This window comes from Nocardioides sp. 1609 (genome assembly GCF_004522105.1).
In the GTDB taxonomy this organism is placed as follows: Bacteria; Actinomycetota; Actinomycetes; order Propionibacteriales; family Nocardioidaceae; genus Nocardioides.
In genome coordinates, this window is the sequence record NZ_SPUJ01000003.1 from 689,090 (window position 1) to 707,075 (window position 17,986).

General features: G+C 71.9%; 18 protein-coding genes. 2 read left to right on the plus strand and 16 right to left on the minus strand.

The genetic code is table 11. The annotated features are described in order from the left end of the window. Window positions 1-18: 18 nt before the first annotated feature. Window positions 19-3,255 (plus strand): DEAD/DEAH box helicase, encoded by a 3,237-nt coding sequence (locus tag E4623_RS09525; protein ID WP_134766255.1) that lies wholly within the window; start codon window positions 19-21, stop codon window positions 3,253-3,255. An 84-nt stretch (window positions 3,256-3,339) separates the two neighbouring features. Continuing rightward, window positions 3,340-4,128: a TIGR02206 family membrane protein gene (locus tag E4623_RS09530; protein WP_134766256.1), complete on the plus strand. Its 789-nt coding sequence runs from the start codon at window positions 3,340-3,342 to the stop codon at window positions 4,126-4,128. Here E4623_RS09530 and E4623_RS09535 read toward each other — a convergent pair. From E4623_RS09535 to rpmE, 16 genes are all read right to left on the minus strand, one after another. After that, window positions 4,125-5,297, minus strand: coding sequence for an MFS transporter (locus E4623_RS09535; protein WP_134766257.1), 1,173 nt, complete (start codon window positions 5,295-5,297; stop codon window positions 4,125-4,127). The genes E4623_RS09530 and E4623_RS09535 overlap by 4 nt on opposite strands. After that, window positions 5,294-5,734, minus strand: a complete 441-nt coding sequence (locus E4623_RS09540) for a DUF2550 domain-containing protein (RefSeq protein WP_134766258.1) — start codon at window positions 5,732-5,734, stop codon at window positions 5,294-5,296. The genes E4623_RS09535 and E4623_RS09540 overlap by 4 nt, the downstream gene beginning before the upstream one ends. A 48-nt stretch (window positions 5,735-5,782) precedes the next feature. Continuing rightward, window positions 5,783-6,175, minus strand: coding sequence for a F0F1 ATP synthase subunit epsilon (locus E4623_RS09545; RefSeq protein ID WP_134766259.1), 393 nt, complete (start codon window positions 6,173-6,175; stop codon window positions 5,783-5,785). Window position 6,176: 1 nt separating this feature from the next. Then, window positions 6,177-7,634, minus strand: coding sequence for a F0F1 ATP synthase subunit beta (gene atpD / locus E4623_RS09550; protein WP_134766260.1), 1,458 nt, complete (start codon window positions 7,632-7,634; stop codon window positions 6,177-6,179). 4 nt (window positions 7,635-7,638) lie between these two features. After that, a complete protein-coding gene (locus tag E4623_RS09555; RefSeq protein WP_134766261.1) occupies window positions 7,639-8,553 on the minus strand; it encodes a F0F1 ATP synthase subunit gamma in 915 nt (304 codons plus the stop codon). Between the two features lies 1 nt (window position 8,554). Further along, complete coding sequence (atpA, locus tag E4623_RS09560; RefSeq protein ID WP_134766262.1) at window positions 8,555-10,192, minus strand: F0F1 ATP synthase subunit alpha; 1,638 nt, start codon at window positions 10,190-10,192, stop codon at window positions 8,555-8,557. A gap of 80 nt (window positions 10,193-10,272) precedes the next feature. After that, window positions 10,273-11,082 (minus strand): F0F1 ATP synthase subunit delta, encoded by an 810-nt coding sequence (locus tag E4623_RS09565; RefSeq protein WP_134766263.1) that lies wholly within the window; start codon window positions 11,080-11,082, stop codon window positions 10,273-10,275. A gap of 2 nt (window positions 11,083-11,084) precedes the next feature. Continuing rightward, on the minus strand, window positions 11,085-11,645 hold the full coding sequence (locus E4623_RS09570) for a F0F1 ATP synthase subunit B (RefSeq protein WP_134766264.1): 561 nt from the start codon (window positions 11,643-11,645) through the stop codon (window positions 11,085-11,087). A gap of 45 nt (window positions 11,646-11,690) precedes the next feature. Beyond that, window positions 11,691-11,894: an ATP synthase F0 subunit C gene (gene atpE, locus E4623_RS09575; protein ID WP_280633646.1), complete on the minus strand. Its 204-nt coding sequence runs from the start codon at window positions 11,892-11,894 to the stop codon at window positions 11,691-11,693. A 48-nt stretch (window positions 11,895-11,942) separates the two neighbouring features. Beyond that, window positions 11,943-12,758 (minus strand): F0F1 ATP synthase subunit A, encoded by an 816-nt coding sequence (atpB, locus tag E4623_RS09580; protein WP_134766266.1) that lies wholly within the window; start codon window positions 12,756-12,758, stop codon window positions 11,943-11,945. 313 nt (window positions 12,759-13,071) lie between these two features. Next, window positions 13,072-13,563, minus strand: coding sequence for a hypothetical protein (locus E4623_RS09590; RefSeq protein WP_134766267.1), 492 nt, complete (start codon window positions 13,561-13,563; stop codon window positions 13,072-13,074). A 67-nt stretch (window positions 13,564-13,630) separates the two neighbouring features. Then, window positions 13,631-14,869, minus strand: a complete 1,239-nt coding sequence (locus tag E4623_RS09595; RefSeq protein WP_134766268.1) for an MraY family glycosyltransferase — start codon at window positions 14,867-14,869, stop codon at window positions 13,631-13,633. Then, the gene (locus E4623_RS09600; RefSeq protein ID WP_348537287.1) at window positions 14,869-15,618 is read right to left on the minus strand and encodes an L-threonylcarbamoyladenylate synthase; all 750 of its coding nucleotides are present in this window, start codon (window positions 15,616-15,618) and stop codon (window positions 14,869-14,871) included. The genes E4623_RS09595 and E4623_RS09600 overlap by 1 nt, the downstream gene beginning before the upstream one ends. A 5-nt stretch (window positions 15,619-15,623) precedes the next feature. Further along, the gene (gene prmC, locus E4623_RS09605) at window positions 15,624-16,490 is read right to left on the minus strand and encodes a peptide chain release factor N(5)-glutamine methyltransferase (protein WP_209020621.1); all 867 of its coding nucleotides are present in this window, start codon (window positions 16,488-16,490) and stop codon (window positions 15,624-15,626) included. 5 nt (window positions 16,491-16,495) lie between these two features. Beyond that, window positions 16,496-17,569 (minus strand): peptide chain release factor 1, encoded by a 1,074-nt coding sequence (gene prfA, locus E4623_RS09610; protein WP_134766270.1) that lies wholly within the window; start codon window positions 17,567-17,569, stop codon window positions 16,496-16,498. A 105-nt stretch (window positions 17,570-17,674) separates the two neighbouring features. Continuing rightward, window positions 17,675-17,899 (minus strand): 50S ribosomal protein L31, encoded by a 225-nt coding sequence (gene rpmE, locus E4623_RS09615; protein ID WP_134766271.1) that lies wholly within the window; start codon window positions 17,897-17,899, stop codon window positions 17,675-17,677. Between the last annotated feature and the right edge of the window lie 87 nt (window positions 17,900-17,986).

Below are 17,986 nucleotides of genomic sequence, written 5' to 3' on the forward strand. Positions count from 1 at the left end.
TCGGCGTCGGGTGGCAGCATGGCCGACGACATGGACCTCCTGCGCCAGCTCGTCCACGAGCACCTCGACGGACTCTTCGACCGGGGCACGCTGCACCGCGCCCAGGTCTACGTCGACGAGCGGCTGGTGTCGGCGCCGACGATCGTGGCCGAGTCCGAGACGCACCTCACCGCCAGCGCCCGGGTGCACTCCTCCGCCGGCGCGCCCTACCTCACGCGCCTCACCGTCCGTCTCGCTCCCGGCCTCCTCGACCTGACGACCATCTGCAGCTGCCCGGTGCGCTTCGACTGCAAGCACGGCGCCGCGCTGGCGATGGTGCTGGCCGCCGGGTCCGACGAGCCGGCGGGCGACGACTGGCGACGCCGGTTCGACGTCCTGCTCGACGAGCTCGGCGACCTCGCGCCGCCCGCGGTCGACCCGACGCCGCTGGCGCTGCAGCTGACCTGGGGGGTCAGCCACGACCGCTACCGCTACTCGCAGGCACCCGACCTCCGGCTGCGCCCGATGCGGATGGGCAAGCGCGGCCGGTGGATCAAGTCTGGCATCGCATGGTCCGACCTCCCCGGGGCGCGGATGCGCCGCGAGCACCTGGCCGCGCACCTCGACGTCCTGGCCTCGATGGCGAGCGGGCTCGAGCGGCACGGCGGCTACTGGTACGCCGGGCGCGAGCCGAGCGCGGGCGACTTCGGCCCCGACGTCGTCCCGCTGCTCGTCGAGGCCCGCTCGGCCGGCGTCCAGCTCCTCCTCGAGGGCGTCGACGTCGTGGAGCTGGTCGACAAGCCCGTGGCCCCGGTCGCCGACCTGTCCACCGGTGGCCCCACCGACGGCCCCACCGGCGGCACGACCGACGGCCCCACCGACGGCACGACCCGCCTGGTCGTCGGTCTCGACCACGACGGCCGGGTCTGGCACGGTGACCGGGTCCGGTTCTGGGGCGAGCCCGCCCACACCGCGCTCCTGCACACCGGCGAGGGCACGATCGCGCTGGCCCGGCTCGCGCAGCGCCTGCCCCGCGGCCCGGTCCGGGCCATCACCGGCGACCCGGTCGAGATCCCGCCCGGCGCCGGGGGCGACCTCGCCACCGGCGTCGAGCGACTGCGCCGACTGGTGCCGCTCGGCTCCCGCGACGGCAGCGTCGTGGTGCCGGAGCCGGTCCGTCCGCGCCTCCGGCTCACCGTCGTCTGGCACGGCGCCGACCGGGCCGAGCTCGCCTGGTCGTGGCGCTACGGCGACCACGAGGTCGCCCTCGACCAGCCCGACGCCGTCCGCGACCACCGCGCCGAGCGCGACCTCGTCGCCGCGCTCCCCCAGCCGCCCGACACCGGGCGCCGCGAGGTCGCCGGCGTCGACGCGCTCCACCTCACCCTCCTCGAGCTGCCGGTCTGGCGCGACTGCGACGACGTCGAGGTGGTGGAGGTCGGCGCGCCCACCGTCCGGGAGGCGGTCGCGGAGCCCGAGATCCGCTTCGACCTCGCGGCGCCGAGCGACGGTGCGGTCGACGCGACCACCGACTGGCTCGACCTCGCGGTCTCCATCACCGTCGAGGGCGAGCACGTGCCGCTCGCCGCCGTCCTCGCCGCGCTGACCCTCGGCGACGAGCTGGTCATCCTCCCGAGCGGCCTGTTCTTCAGCACCGACCGGCCCGAGTTCGCCCGTCTCGCGGCCCTCGTGCAGGACGCCGCGACGCTGCGCGAGCGCGACGACGACGACCGGATCAGCGTGGGCCGCCACGACCTCGGCACGTGGGCCGAGCTCGCCGACCTCGGCGTGGTCGACGACCAGGCCGAGGAGTGGGTGCGCCGCGCGCGGGCCCTCCGCGACCTGGTCGACCTGCCGCGGCCCGAGCCCACGGGCGTCGTCTCGACGCTGCGCGGCTACCAGCGTGACGGCTTCCACTGGCTCGCGTTCCTGTGGCAGCACGGGCTCGGCGGGATCCTCGCCGACGACATGGGCCTCGGGAAGACCCTCCAGGTGCTCACCCTGGTGGCCCACGCCCGCGCCACCGGCCCCGCCGTGCGCCCGTTCCTCGTCGTGGCGCCGACCAGCGTCGTGCCCGGCTGGGTCGACGAGGCCGCGCGCCACACCCCGGGGCTCCGGGTGCGCGCGGTCACGGCGTCCGCGGCGCGCCGTCCCGGGACCATCGCCGACCTCGCCGCCGACGCCGACGTCGTGGTCACCAGCTACACCCTCCTGCGCCTCGACGGCGACGACTACGCCGCCGTCGCCTGGGAGGGCCTGGTGCTCGACGAGGCCCAGCAGGTGAAGAACCACCGGAGCAAGGCCTACGGCGTGGTGCGGCGCCTCGACGCCCGGTTCCGGGTGGCGGTCACCGGCACGCCGTTCGAGAACCGCCTGCTCGAGCTGTGGTCCCTGCTGTCCATCGTCGCCCCGGGCATCTACCCGCACCCCCGCTCGTTCCTCGAGCACGTCGTCCGCCCGGTCGAGGACGACGGCGACGAGGCCGCGCTGCGCCGCTTCACCCAGCGGATCAAGCCCTTCGTGCTGCGCCGCACGAAGGAGCTGGTGGCCGCCGACCTGCCGCCGAAGCAGGAGCAGGTGCTGACCGTCGAGCTCACGCCGCGCCACCGCAAGGTCTACGACACCCACCTGGCCAGGGAGCGGCAGCGGATCCTGGGCCTGGTCGACGCCGACTTCGACGGCAACCGGGTCGCCATCCTCGCCGCCCTCACCAAGCTGCGGCAGCTCGCGCTCGACCCCGCGCTCGTCGACGAGGCCCACGGTGACCTCGGCTCGGCCAAGCTCGACCTGCTCCTCGACCACGTCCACGAGCTCGTCGCCGAGGGGCACCGGGCGCTGGTGTTCTCCTCGTTCACCGGCTACCTCCGGCGGGTGCGCGACCGGTTGGGGGCCGAGGGCGTCGCGACGACCTACCTCGACGGATCGACCACCGAACGTGCCGCGGTGATCGCCCGGTTCCGGCAGGGTGACGCCCCGGTGTTCTTCATCAGCCTCAAGGCCGGCGGAATCGGGCTCACCCTCACCGAGGCCGACTACGTCTTCGTCCTCGATCCCTGGTGGAACCCCGCGGCCGAGGCCCAGGCCGTCGACCGGGCGCACCGCATCGGCCAGGAGCGGACGGTGATGGTGTACCGCCTCGTCGCCGGCGACACCATCGAGGAGAAGGTGATGGCACTCAAGGAGCGCAAGGCCGCCCTGTTCGCCCGGGTCGTCGACGGCGAGGGCGCCACGGCGCGGGGCATCGACGCCGCCGACATCCGCGCCCTCTTCGACTGAGGCCGGTCCGGAGCGGGACGTCTCCGGGCCGATCCGGGCCTGCGTACTCAGGCGGTGTCGGCCCCGCCCGGCGAGGGTAGGCACATGCCCATGATCGCGCCGCTGGCCGCCGACCGCTTCCAGTCCTTCAGCACCGAGCACCTCGCCCTGATGGGCGTCGCGGTCCTCGGCTGCGTCGCCGCGGTGGCCCTCGGACGCCGCCTCGCCCGCGGTGACGCAGGCACCGAGACCCGGGTGCGCCGAGGGCTCGCGCTGGCGATCCTCGCCTTCACGATCCCGCTGCAGGTCCTCCAGCTGCTCCCGGGCGACTTCGACCTCGGCACGTCGCTTCCGCTCCAGGTCTGCGACCTGAGCTGGATGCTGGCGGCCCTCGCCCTGTGGACCCGCCACCCCGGCGCCTGCGCGCTGCTCTACTTCTGGGCCACGACGCTCGTCACGCAGGCGATCGTGACGCCCTCGCTGCAGGAGGCGTTCCCCGACCCGCGGTGGTGGATGTTCTGGGGCATGCACTTCGCCAGCGTCTGGGCGATGGTCCTGCTCGTCACGCTCGGCGAGCGCCCGACCTGGCGCGGCTACCGCGTCGCGGTCGCAGTCACGTTCGGCTGGGTGGTCGCCATGATGACGTTCAACGCGGTCTCCGGCGCCAACTACGGCTACCTCAACCGCAAGCCGTCGGTCAGCTCCCCGCTCGACCTGCTCGGTCCCTGGCCCGGCTACGTCGCGATCGAGATCGCGGTGATCGCCACCGCCTGGGCGCTGCTGACCCTGCCCTGGGTCCTCGGCCGCCGCACGCCGTCCCATGCCGACCGCGCCGACCGCGCCGACCGCGCCGACCGAGGCGACCGCCGCGGCCTGCGCGACGCGGCCGTCTAGGTCGCTCGGGCCGGACGCGTCGCCAGCACGGCGAGCGCGGCCGGCACCATCAGCAGCGCCACGACCTGGAGTGCCGGCAGGGTGCCGACCCGGTCGCCGAGGGAGCCGAGCAGCGGCGGCCCGCCGAGGAAGGCCGCGTACCCGATCGTCGACACCACGCTGACGCGGGCGGCGGCCCGCGCGGGGTCGTCGGCGGCCGCGCTCATCCCCACCGGGAACCCCAGCGAGGCGCCCATCCCCCACGCGACGATCCCGACCACGACCACCGGCCACACCTGGCCGTGCACGACCAGGAGCAGACCGGTCGCCGACAGCGCCGCGGTCGCCCACAGGCAGGGAGCACGACCCCAGCGGTCGAGCACGACCGGGCCGAGCAGCCGCCCGAGCGTCATCGCCGACACGAAGAGCGCGAACCCGCCGACGCCGACCCAGTGCTCGACGTCGTAGCCGTCGACCAGCGCCAGCGTCAGCCAGTCGTTCGCCGATCCCTCCGCCACGGCGAAGGCCAGCACCATCACACCCACCAGGAGCGTGCGGGGCTCGCGCCAGGCGGCCGCGCTGCCGGACGGCGCCGGGTCGGGCTCGACCGGCAGGAACGTCCGGGTGGCCAGCAGCACCGCGGCGAGCACGGCCACGCCCAGCACCACCAGGTGCAGCGCCATGCTCACCCCCAGCGCGACCACCGCGACCCCGAGCAGCGCCCCGAGCACCGTGCCGAGGCTGAACCCGGCATGGAAGCGCGGCATGATCGTGCGGCCGAGCCGCCGCTCGACCTCCGCACCCTCGAGGTTCATCGCGACGTCCCAGGCGCCGATGCCGGCGCCCTGGGCGACCAGCCCCGCCGCCGCGACGGGCACCGAGCCGGCGACGTCGGCGGCCACGGCGGCCAGCGCCATCCCGGCCACGCTCAGCACCCCTGCGGAGCGGACGACGGCGGCCGCCCCGAAGCGAGCGACCAGGGCGCCGCTCGTGGGCAGCGCGACCAGCGAACCGACCGCGATCATCAGCAGCAGCACGCCGAGGCCGCCGTTGCTCAGGTCGAGACCGGAGCGCAGGTCCGGGACGCGTGAGACGAAGCTCGCGAACAGCCCGCCGTTGAGCCCGAAGACGAGTCCGACCGCGGTCCGCGCACGGATCAGCGACACCGGGGCGGACGCCGGGCCGCTCACCTGTCCCAGTCGGTGCCGGGAGGTCGGGCCTCCAGCCAGGACTGGAAGCCGGTCAGGGAGGCGGCACCGAGCGCGAGCTCGACCTCACCGGCGGCCGACTGGCACACGATGACGACGTGGTCGGGGTAGAGCGACATCTGCTCGGTCCCGAGCGGTGCCCGGCGGCCGTCGTAGCTCAGGGCCTCGCGCGCCCAGACCCGCTTGGGGCGCGGCGAGAGCGAGAAGAGCCGGAACCACTCGAGTCGCTCGCCGGAGTAGCGGCCGACCCCGAGAACCCAACCGCGTCCGTCCCCGGAGGGACGGACGCGGTGTGAGAGCTCGATGGTGCCGTGGTGGCGCGTGATGAGGCGACGACGGACGACGAGGGCCAGGCCGTAGAGCAGGATCAGGATCAGGATCGCGCCGGCGACGTCGACCACCCACTGCCACCACGCCATGTCGCTGAGCCGCCCCCTCTGCCTCGGAGGACCAACCCTAGCGGTGGGCTAGCGGGCCTTCTCGACCGCCCTGATGCGAGCCTCTGCCCGCCGGATCCGCCGCTCGGTCTCGTCGGGCGCGGCGTCGCCGCCCCGGGCCTCGTCGAGGTCGATCCGGGCCTGGTCGACGTTGATGTCCTCGGCCAGGACGGCGTGCTCGGAGAGGATCGAGACCCGGTCGCCGGCGACCGAGAGGAAGCCACCGTCGACGGCGGCGACGACCACGTCGCCCTCGTCGCCGGTGATCTCCACGACGGCGTCGGTGAGCAGCGACAGGAGCGGCGCGTGTCCACGCAGCACACCGACATCGCCCTCGACGGTGCGTGCGATCACCATCGTCGCCGAGCCGGACCACACGGTCCGGTCGGCGGCGACCAGCTCGACCTGCAGGGTGTCAGCCATGTCAGAGGTTCTTCTGGATCTCAGCCCACTTGGCCTCGACGTCGTCGAGACCACCGCACATGAAGAACGCCTGCTCGGCCACGTGGTCGTAGTCACCGTCGGCGATCTTGTTGAACGCCTCGATCGTGTCGGCAACGGGGACCGTGGAGCCCTCGAGGCCGGTGAACTGCTTGGCCACGTAGGTGTTCTGCGACAGGAACCGCTGGATGCGACGGGCCCGGGAGACGATGATCTTGTCCTCCTCGGAGAGCTCGTCGACACCGAGGATCGCGATGATGTCCTGCAGCTCCTTGTTGCGCTGCAGGATCTGCTTGATCCGGATCGCGCAGTCGTAGTGCGCCTGACCGAGGTAGTCGGCGGACAGGATGCGCGACGTCGAGGTCAGCGGGTCGACGGCCGGGTAGATGCCCTGCGACGCGATGTCGCGCGACAGCTCCGTGGTGGCGTCGAGGTGGGCGAACGTCGCCGCCGGCGCCGGGTCGGTGTAGTCGTCGGCGGGCACGTAGATCGCCTGCAGCGAGGTGATCGAGTGACCACGCGTCGAGGTGATCCGCTCCTGGAGCGTGCCCATCTCGTCGGCGAGGTTGGGCTGGTAGCCCACGGCGGACGGCATCCGGCCGAGCAGGGTCGAGACCTCGGACCCGGCCTGGGTGAACCGGAAGATGTTGTCGATGAAGAGCAGCACGTCCTGGTTCTGCACGTCGCGGAAGTACTCCGCCATCGTCAGGGCCGACAGCGCGACGCGCAGGCGGGTGCCCGGCGGCTCGTCCATCTGGCCGAACACGAGGGCGGTCTGGCCGATGACGCCGGCCTCCTCCATCTCGACGATGAGGTCGTTGCCCTCGCGGGTGCGCTCGCCGACACCGGCGAACACCGACACACCACCGTGGTCCTTCGCCACGCGGGCGATCATCTCCTGGATGAGCACGGTCTTGCCGACGCCGGCACCACCGAACAGGCCGATCTTGCCGCCGCTGACGTACGGGGCGAGCAGGTCGATGACCTTGATGCCGGTCTCGAACATCTGCGTCTTCGACTCGAGCTGGTCGAAGGCCGGCGACTTGCGGTGGATGCCCCACCGCTCGGTCTCGCCGAGCTCCTCGCCCTCCTCGAGGTTGAGGCAGTCGCCGAGGGTGTTGAACACCCGGCCGAGCGTCACGTTGCCGACCGGCACCGTGATCGGGCCGCCGGTGTCCTGCACCGAGGCGCCGCGCACGAGGCCGTCGGTCGGCTGCAGCGAGATCGCGCGGACGACGCCGTCGCCGATGTGCTGGGCGACCTCGAGCGAGAGCAGCTTGGACTCCCCCGACAGCTCGAAGGTGGTCTCGAGCTTGTTGTAGATGTCGGGCATGTTGTCGACGGGGAACTCGATGTCGACGACAGGCCCGATCACCCGGGCGATGCGGCCAGTGCCACCGGCACCGGTGTTGTTGGTGGTCTCTTCAACCGTTGCGGTCATTGGTCTACTCACTCCCTGCACTGGCATCGGCCAGCGCGTTGACGCCACCGACGATCTCGCTGATTTCCTGGGTGATCCCGGCCTGGCGGGCCTGGTTGGCAACGCGGGTGTACTTCTTGATGAGCTCTTCGGCGTTGTCCGTCGCCGACTTCATCGCCTTCTGACGCGCGGCCAGCTCGGAGGCGGCCGCCTGCAGCATCGCGAAGAAGATCCGGCTCTGCACGTACTGCGGCAGCAGTCCGTCGAGCACGGCCTCGGGCGAGGGCTCGAACTCATAGAGGGGCAGGACGTCGCCCTTCTCCGGGGCCTCGGTGCCCTCGACGACTTCCAGCGGCAGCAGGCGCACCGCGGTGGGCTCCTGCACCAGCATCGAGCGGAAGCGGGTGTAGACGACGTGGACCTCGTCGACGCCGCCCTTTTCCTCGCGCTCCTTGAGGAAGGCCGCGATCAGCGCCTCCCCGACCTCGGCGGCGATGTCGTAGGACGGCTGGTCGGAGAACCCGGTCCACGACCGCACGATCTGGCGGTTGCGGAACTTGAAGTACGCCTCGCCCTTGCGACCGGCGATGTAGAAGTCGATCTCCTTGCCCTCCTCGCGGAGCTTCTCGGCAAGTCGTTCGGCCTCCTTGAGCACGCTCGAGGAGTAGGCGCCGGCCAGGCCGCGGTCGCTCGTGACGATGAGCACGGCGGCCCGGTTGGCGTCCTCCTGCTCGGTCGTCAGCGGGTGGTCGACGTTCGAGAACGTCGCCACCGCCGAGACCGCGCGGGTCAGCTCACGGGCGTACGGCGCAGCCGCCTGGGCCCGCTGCTGCGCCTTGATGATGCGCGACGCAGCGATGAGCTCCATGGCGCGCGTGATCTTCTTCATCGACTCCGTCGACTTGATCCGCGCGCGGTACTCGCGCAGCGATACGGCCACGTCAGCCCCGCTTCTGCTTGACGATCTGCTCCTGCTCGAGCTCGTCGTCCTCGAGCGCCTCGGCGGCAGCCTCGTGGCCGACCTTGATCGAGCCTCCCTCGGAGGTCTCGAACTGGTCGAGGAACGAGTTGTAGGCGTCCTCGAGCCCGGCCTCGTCCTCGAACTTCTGCGACTCGCGGATGGCGGCGAGGATGCCCTCGTGGCTGCGCCGCAGGTAGTCGAGGAACTCCTGCTCGAAGCGCAGCACGTCACCGGTGGGCACGCGGTCGAGTCGACCGGTGGTGCCGATCCAGAGCGAGACGGTCATCTCCTCCAGCGGGTACGGCGAGTAGGCCGGCTGCTTGAGCAGGGCCATCAGTCGCTGACCGCGCTCGAGCTGCTGGCGCGAGGCCGCGTCGAGGTCGGAGGCGAACATCGCGAACGCCTCCATGGCGCGGAACTGCGCCAGGTCGACCTTGAGCGAGCCGGTGACGGCCTTCATGGCCTTGGTCATCGCCGAGCCGCCCACGCGGGAGACCGAGACGCCGACGTCGATGGCCGGGCGCTGGTTGGCCGCGAACAGGTCCGACTGCAGGAAGATCTGGCCGTCGGTGATCGAGATGACGTTGGTCGGGATGAACGCCGAGACGTCGTTGGCCTTGGTCTCGATGATCGGGAGCCCGGTCATCGAGCCGGCGCCGAGGTCGTCGGAGAGCTTCGCGCACCGCTCGAGCAGCCGGCTGTGCAGGTAGAAGACGTCACCCGGGTAGGCCTCGCGGCCCGGCGGGCGACGCAGCAGCAGCGACACCGCACGGTAGGCCTCGGCCTGCTTGGTGAGGTCGTCGAACACGATGAGGACGTGCTTGCCGTCGTACATCCACTGCTGGCCGATGGCCGAGCCGGTGTAGGGGGCGAGGTACTTGAAGCCAGCGCTGTCGGAGGCCGGGGACGCGACGATCGTCGTGTACTCCAGCGCGCCGGCCTCCTCGAGGGCGCCACGCACCGAGGCGATGGTCGAGCCCTTCTGGCCGATGGCGACGTAGATGCAGCGGACCTGCTTCTTCGGGTCGCCGGTCTCCCAGTTCTGCTTCTGGTTGATGATCGTGTCGATGCAGATCGTGGTCTTGCCGGTGGCGCGGTCGCCGATGATGAGCTGGCGCTGGCCGCGGCCGATCGGGGTCATCGAGTCGATGGCCTTGATGCCCGTGGCGAGCGGCTCGTGGACCGACTTGCGCTGCATGACGGTCGGGGCCTGCAGCTCGAGCGCGCGGCGTGCCTCGGCCTCGATGTCGCCGAGGCCGTCGATCGGGTTGCCGAGCGGGTCGACGACGCGACCGAGGAACTTGTCGCCCACGGGGACCGAGAGGATCTCGCCGGTGCGGCGGACCGTCTGGCCCTCCTCGATGCCGTCGAAGTCACCGAGGATGACGACGCCGATCTCGCGGGTGTCGAGGTTGAGGGCCAGGCCACGGGTGCCGTCCTCGAACTCGAGCAGCTCGTTGGCCATGCACGACGGCAGACCGGCGACGCGGGCGATGCCGTCACCGGCCGAGGCGACCGTGCCGACCTCTTCCTTGCTGGCCGCGTCCGGCTGGTAGTCGGCGACGTACTTCTGCAGCGCGTCGCGGATCTCCTCCGGACGGATGGAGAGCTCCGTCATCGTGGTTCCTTCTCTCTTGGTTCGTGCGTCGTGTGTGGGCCGGACCAGGGACGTGGCGGCCAGTGGGGCAGGTGGCTGGGTCAGCCGGCGATCTTGCGGCGGGCGTCGTCGAGGCGGCTCGCGACCGTGCCGTCGATGACGTCGTCACCGATCTCGACACGGATCCCGCCGAGGACGGTGGGGTCGACCAGCAGGTTCAGGTGCACCGGCCGGCCGTACTGCGCCGACAGGACGTCGGCGAGGCGACGCGTCTCGGCGTCGGTGAGCTCGCGCGCGACCCGGACGGTCGCCACGCCCTCCCCGTGCACCTCGGCCGCGGTGCGCTGGTAGGCGGCGAGCGCGACCGAGACGGTGCGGTAGCTGCCGGAGAGCGCCTGCTGGGCCAGGGTGATCGTGGACGGGAGCGCCCTGCCGCCGAGCAGGACGGCGATCAGGCCGCCCTTGTCGTCGGCCGAGCGCGCCGGGTCGGAGAGCGCGTCGCGCAGCTCCGGGTTGTCCTTGACCGCCTGGGCGAAGGCGAACAGCTCGTCGGCCAGGCGACCCGAGTCGGTGCCGGCCGCCTTGACGAGGGCGACCACGCTCAGGTGCTCGAGCGTGTCGGCCAGGTCACGCGGCGCCGTCCACTTGCGGCCGACGGCCGAGGTGAGGACGGCGAGCGCGCCGTCGGACACCTTGCCGCCGAAGACCTCCCCGACGAGGCCCTTCTTGGCCTCGGCGGGGATCGACGCGTCGGAGGCGAAGCGCCGCAGCGCGGCCTCGGACCGCAGCGTCGAGGCGATCGTGAACAGCCCGTCGGCCACGGTCGCTGCCGAGGTCGAGTCGCCCAGGTTGCTCCCGAGCTCGTCGGTGAGGACGGCGGCGGAATCCGCCGATGCTCCGCGCAGGTCCATCATCAGCTCCGGCCCGGGGTGCCGGTCTCGAGGTCGGCCAGGAACCGCTCGACGACCCGGCTCTGCCGCTCGTCGTCGTCGAGGCTCTCCCCGACGATCCGACCGGCCAGCGTGGTGGCGAGCGTGCCGACCTCGGTGCGGAGCGAGGTGACCGCCTGCTGGCGCTCCGCCTCGATCTGCGCCTTGCCGTGCTCGACGATGCGAGCCGACTCGGACTGAGCCTGCTCGCGCATCTCCGCGATGATCACGGCGCCCTGCTCGCGAGCCTCCTCACGGATGCGTGCCGCCTCGTGGCGAGCATCCGCGAGCTGCTTCTCGAGCTCGGCGAGCTTGGCGTCGGCCTCGGCCTGCTTCGTCTCCGCGGCGGCCAGACCACCCTCGATCGCCTGGGTGCGCTCGGTGTAGGTCGCCTCGAAGTTCGGGACGACGAACTTCTTCACGGCGAAGAAGAGAATGCCGAACACGACGATCGAGAGGACGATCTCGACCGCGTGGGGGACGAGGGGGTTGAGTTCCTCTCCCCCCGCAGCTTGCACCGCGAACGGTGCGATCAGTGACTGCATGCCTGGTCCTTCCGGGTCCTACGGCGTGGCGTCGTCAGAGCTCGGTCAGAGCACGAAGGCGAGGGCGATACCGATGATGGCGAGCGCCTCGGCGAGCGCGAAGCCCAGGATGGCGATCGACTGCAGGCGGCCCTGGGCCTCCGGCTGACGAGCGACACCACTGATGTAGGCGGCGAAGATCAGGCCGATGCCGATGCCCGGCCCGATGGCGGCCAGGCCGTAGCCGATCATGTTGAGGTTGCCGTCCACGGCGATTTCCTTTCGGTTGGTACTACTCAGTGCAGGTCAGTGGGTGGATCAGTGCTCGTCCGCCAGAGCGCCCTGGATGTACATGGCGTTCAGGAGGACGAAGACGTAGGCCTGGAGGAACTGGATCAGCACCTCGAGGATGGCCACGGCGATGAACATCAGCCAGGCCAGGATGCCGACCGGGGCGTACCCGATGGGCTGGTGGACCAGGATGTACTCGCCGCCGAGGGCGAACAGGATCAGCAGGAGGTGGCCGGCGAACATGTTGGCGAACAGACGCAGGGCCAGCGTGACCGGCCGCACCAGGATGTTCGACATGAACTCGAGCGGGATCAGCAGCAGCAGGATCGGACCGCCGACGCCCGACGGCACCGACTGGAGCTTGAAGTAGCCCGCGAAGCCGTGCTTGCGGATGCCGACCAGGTTGTAGACCACCCAGCTCATGATCGCCAGGGAGTAGACCATCCCGGAGCGTGAGAACGTCGGGAACTGCAGGAACGGGATCGAGGCCATGAAGTTGTTGAACAGCACGAAGAAGAACAGCGCGAACAGGTAGGGCACGAAGCGCTGGAAGTCGTGGCTGCCGATGATGTCGCGACCCAGGGAGTTGCGGACGAAGCCGTAGCCCTGCTCGCCGATGTACTGGAACTTGCCCGGCACCATCGCCCGCTTGCGCGAGGCGAGGTAGAACACGGCGAAGACCAGGATGCCCGCGAGCACGACCTGGAGCATCGGCTTGGTGACCCCGAGCACCCACTCCTGGCCGAAGAGGTGGAACGTCCCGAAGTCGCCCCCGATCGGCGGCAGGTTGAAGTCCCCAGGGCCCGGTGGGACGAAGGGGTCTTCGGTGATGAGTCGGCTCACCGTGTCTCCTGAACGTTGGTCGCTGTCATGTACGTGTGCTGGTGCTGCTGCCGGATCCCTCCGGGTCGTCGCCCGGGGCCGGCGGACCGAAGCTGCCGAACCGGGCCCAGGTCATGTACAACCCCAGGCAGGCGCCGACGAGGATCCCTACGGCCACCATGAAGCCCGTCCCCCACCAGCGATCGAGCAGCCACCCGATCACTCCGTAGAGAAGGACACCGGCCACGAGGTATCCGAAGGCGTTCCACGGATCGCCTCGAGGTGTGTCGTCTGACTGCCTCATCGCGGTCGTGACGATAGCAGTGCGCGTGGCTCATCGCTCACTCCCCTCGGGCGCCGCGTCCCGCACCGCGGACGGTGCCGGCGCGGGGAGGTCGTAGAGCGGGATCCGGGCCCGCACGGCGTGCACCACCAGGCAGACGGTCCACGCGAGGGCGACCGCGATGACGCCGGCGGCGAACCACTGCGGCGACATCGTCGCCTCGAGGTCCTCGGCGCGACCGAAGGCGACCAGGAGCAGCGCGAGGAGGCCGAGCTGCAGGGTGTAGGTGAGCACCGCGACCATCAGCGACGCGGCCGGCATCAGTCCGGCGACCACGTCGACCACGGCGAACCCGGTGGCGAGCACGAGCAGCGTCACGCCCGCGCCGACCAGGGCACCGAGCGCGCCGGCGGACCCGCCGAGCGCGAGGCCCAGGACGGTCGCCACCGCACCGCAGACCGAGCCCGCGAGCACCGCGAGACCGAGGGCCGCGACGCCGTAGGGGCGTGCTTCCCGGTGCGGGGAGGTCGTGGCGGTCGTCATCGTCGGCGGCCGTTTCTGCTCGTCGGGGGGACTGTCTCAGGTGCCCTTCAGGTGCTCGTGAAAACTATCACAAAGTCTGCCCGGGTGCCGCCCCGGGGGCCTCGACGGCCGACTCCGAGGCGCTCCCCGCGGGCTCGGCGCGGACCTCGCCGGGGACGTCCTCGGGACGCTCGGTCGTGTCGTCGAGCAGCCTCGGGGCGCGCACCACCGGCAGCACGAAGGTCAGTCCCAGCGTCACCGCGAACGCCGCCGCGATGGTCGCGTAGACCACGGTGCCGGTCTGCAGGCTCGCGTAGACGGTGCCGAAGGCGATCAGCCCGGCCCAGGCCCACATGATGAGGACCGCGCGGCGGTGCGAGTGGCCGATCTCCAGCAGCCGGTGGTGCAGGTGCTGCTTGTCGGGCGCGAACGGCGAGCGTCCGGCCCGGGTGCGCCGGACGACGGCCAGCACCAGGTCGGCCAGGGGCACGATGAGGATGAGGATCGGCAGCGCGACCGGCAGCAGCATCGGCAACAGGCTGGCCCGGGTGCCGTCGGCGCCGAACGCGACGTCGTCGCTGGAGAACTGCGTGGTCACCGAGATCGCGGAGGCCGACAGCACCAGCCCCAGCAGCATCGAGCCGCTGTCGCCCATGAACAGGCGGGCCGGGTGGAAGTTGTGCACCAGGAACCCGACGCAGATGCCGGCGAGCGCCGCGGAGAGCAGCGCGCCGGTGGTGGCCCGGGTGGCGCCGTTCGAGACGCTCAGCTGGTAGCAGAAGACGAACAGGGCGATCGCGGTGATGCCGACGACCCCGGCGGCGAGGCCGTCGAGCCCGTCGACGAAGTTCACCGCGTTCACGCTCGTGAGCACGATGAACGCCGTCAACAGCGCACCCTGGCCCGGGTCGAGCGAGAACTGCACGCCGTCGGGCTGGTAGAAGAAGCGGAACTGGATGCCGGAGTAGATGAGCAGCCCCACGGCCAGGACCTGGCCGCCGAACTTGGTGAGCGCGTCGAGGTCGAAGATGTCGTCGAGCACCCCGACCCCGCAGATGAGCGCGCCCGCCACGACCACGGCCCCGGCGTCCTCGAAGACGAAGGTCTGGCTGGTCGCGAGGAACGGCAGCTCGCGCGCCACCAGGTAGGCAGCGACCAGCCCCCCGAGCATGGCGATGCCGCCGAGGTACGGGATCGGCTCAGCGTGCACGTCGCGGTCACGGACGGCGGCGACCGCTCCCGTGCGGAGCGCGATCTCGCGGGCGACGACGGTCAGCAGGTAGGTGACCGAGGCCGCGACCAGGAAGACGACGAGGTACTCGCGCATCAGCCCTCGTCGGTGCCCGCGCCGGGGGTCTGGTCGGTGGTCTTGTCGGGGGTCTTGTCGGGGGTCTTCTCGAGCGACGGCCCGGACGCCTCCTCGGCGCCCACGTCGAGCAGGGACGTGCCGAGCGGCTCGAGCACGGCGTTCAGGCGGGCCAGCGACAGCGCGCCCCGACGCAGGATGCGCCCGCGCGCCCGGGTCGCGTCGACGATCGTGGAGGCCTCCCCGACCGGCGACTCCCCCGCGTCGACGACGACCGCGACGCGGTCGCCGAGCATCGACTCGGCGCGGTCGGCGTCGGTCGCCGCGGGTTCGCCGGTGACGTTGGCCGAGCTGACCGCGAGGGGCCCGGTGCGGTCGAGGACCGCGCGGGTGATCGCGTGGTCGGGCATCCTGACCGCGACGGTGCCGCGGGTCTCCCCGAGGTCCCACAACAGCGAGCTCTGCTGGTGGCACACGATGGTCAGCGGGCCGGGCCAGAACTCCTCGACCAGGACCCGGACCCACGCCGGGACGTCGCGGGCCAGGGCGTCGATCGTGGTCGCGTTGCCGACGAGCACCGGCGGCGGCATCTCGCGGCCGCGGCCCTTGGCGGCGAGCAGCTCGGCGACGGCATCGGCGTCGAAGGCGTCGGCGGCGATCCCGTAGACCGTGTCGGTCGGGAGCACCGCAAGGTCGCCTCGCTGGAGCGCGACGGTCGCGGCCTCGATCGCCGTCTCGCGTTCCTCGTCGGTCGTCGTGGGATAGCGCACCCGACTCATCCTGCCAGTCGCGCCGTCAGGAACCGCGGACGGTCGGCCAGGTCGCGGTGGTCGCGGACGTCGAGCCACCCGCCGGCGTCGACGAACACCGCCGGCGCCGAGGCTCCCTGGGCGTCGGCGTGCTCGGCGCCGACGACCCCGCCGGGACGCAGCAGGACCCTGGCCCGCCGCTCCAGCACGCGCAGCGCGTCGAGCCCGTCGTCGCCGGAGAAGAGGGCCAGGTGGGGGTCGTGGTCGCGGGCCTCGGGCGCGACCGACTCCCACGCCTCGAGCGGGATGTAGGGCGGGTTGCACACCACGACGTCGACGGCGCCCAGCAGGTCGTCGAAGGCGTCCTCCATCGACCCGGCCCGCAGGTCGACCCCGGTGCCGTCGAGGTTGCGGGCCGCCCAGGCCAGGGCGGCCTCGTCGAGCTCGACGGCGTGGACGACGGCGTCCGGCACCTCGTCGGCCACCGAGCAGGCGATGGCACCCGACCCGGTGCACAGGTCGACGACGACGGGCGGCCGGCCGGGTTCCGTGGCCGTCACGAGCCGGGCCGCCTCGATCGCCCAGCCGGCGAGCAGCTCGGTCTCGGGCCGCGGCACGAACACCCCCGGGCCGACGGCGAGCTCGACGTGGCGGAACCCGGCCACGCCGGTGAGGTGCTGGAGCGGCTCCCGCGCGGCGCGCCGGGCCACCAGGGCGTCGTACGTCGCCAGGTCGGCTCCGGTGACGTCGTCGACCAGCGCCAGCGCACCCCGGCTGGTGCCGAGGACGTGCGCCAGCAGCTCGGCGGCGTCGTGCTCCGGGCTGCCCACCCCGCCGTCGCGCAGGAGCGCCACGGCGGCGGCGAGGACGTCGCGGCGCCGGGCCCGCGGCACCGGGGTCACTGCTCGAGCGCGTCGAGCCGCGCGGCCAGGTCGGCCTCGACGCACGAGTCGACGACCGGCTGCAGGTCGCCGTCGAGGACGGCGTCCAGGTTGTAGGCCTTGTAGCCCGTGCGGTGGTCGGAGATCCGGTTCTCGGGGTAGTTGTAGGTGCGGATCCGCTCGGAGCGGTCGACGGTGCGCACCTGGCTGCGCCGGACCTCGCTGGCCTCGGCGTCGGCCTCCTCCTGCGCGGCGGCCAGCAGCCGGGCCCGCAGGATCCGCATCGCCTGCTCCTTGTTCTGCAGCTGGCTCTTCTCGTTCTGGCAGCTCGCGACGATGCCGGTCGGCACGTGGGTGATCCGGACGGCCGAGTCGGTGGTGTTGACGCTCTGCCCGCCCGGCCCGCTGCTGCGGTAGACGTCGATGCGCAGGTCGTTGTCGTCGATCTGGACGTCGACCTGCTCGGCCTCCGGCAGCACCAGGACGCCGGCGGCGCTCGTGTGCACCCGCCCCTGCGACTCGGTGACGGGGACGCGCTGGACGCGGTGCACGCCACCCTCGTACTTGAGCAGCCCGAACGGCGCCCCGCCCGGCTCGGGCGTGCCCTTGGCCTTGACCGCGACGGTCACGGACTTGTAGCCGCCGAGGTCGGACTCGGTCGCGTCGAGCACCTCGACCGACCAGCCGCGGCGCTCGGCGTACCGGGTGTACATGCGGAGCAGGTCGCCGGCGAACAGCGCCGACTCCTCCCCTCCCTCGCCGGACTTCACCTCGAGCAGCGTGTCGTTGGCGTCGGCCGGGTCGCGCGGCACCAGGAGGCGCCGCAGCCGCTCCTCGGCGACGGGCAGGCGTCGCGCGATGTCGTCGGCCTCCTCGGCGAAGGCCGGGTCCTCCCCCGCCAGCTCGCGGGCGGCCCCGAGGTCCTCGCCGAGCGCGGTCCAGTCGCGCCAGGCGCCGATGACGGCGTTCAGCTCGGCGTAGCGCCGGTTCAGCCGCTTGGCCAGGCGGGCGTCGGCGTGGGTCTCGGGCTCGCCGAGGCGGCCCTCGATCTCGCGGTGCTCGTCGACGAGCCCCTCGACTGCTTCGAACATGGACTGCTCCTGGGTGCTGCGACCTGGTGGGGCGTGGGCGACGGATCGACGAAAAAGCGAACACCGACCCCCGCTCGAGGGCGGAGGTCGGTGTCGGCGGGGTCGCTACTTCGAGGAGTCAGCGGCCTTCTTGGCGTAGCGCGCCTGGAACCGGGCGACGCGGCCGCCGGTGTCGAGGATCTTCTGCTTGCCGGTGTAGAACGGGTGGCACTGCGAGCAGACGTCGGAGCGGATGACGCCCGACGCGACAGTGCTGCGGGTCTCGAACGACGCGCCGCACGTGCAGGTGACCTGCGTGGCGACGTAGTCGGGGTGCGTGTCCTTCTTCATGGTGTCCTCTCAGGTGCTCCGGGTCGTCGCACGGCGCGCGACGTGAACCGGAACCGGATGGCATCGTAGTGAACACCACCCGGGTCG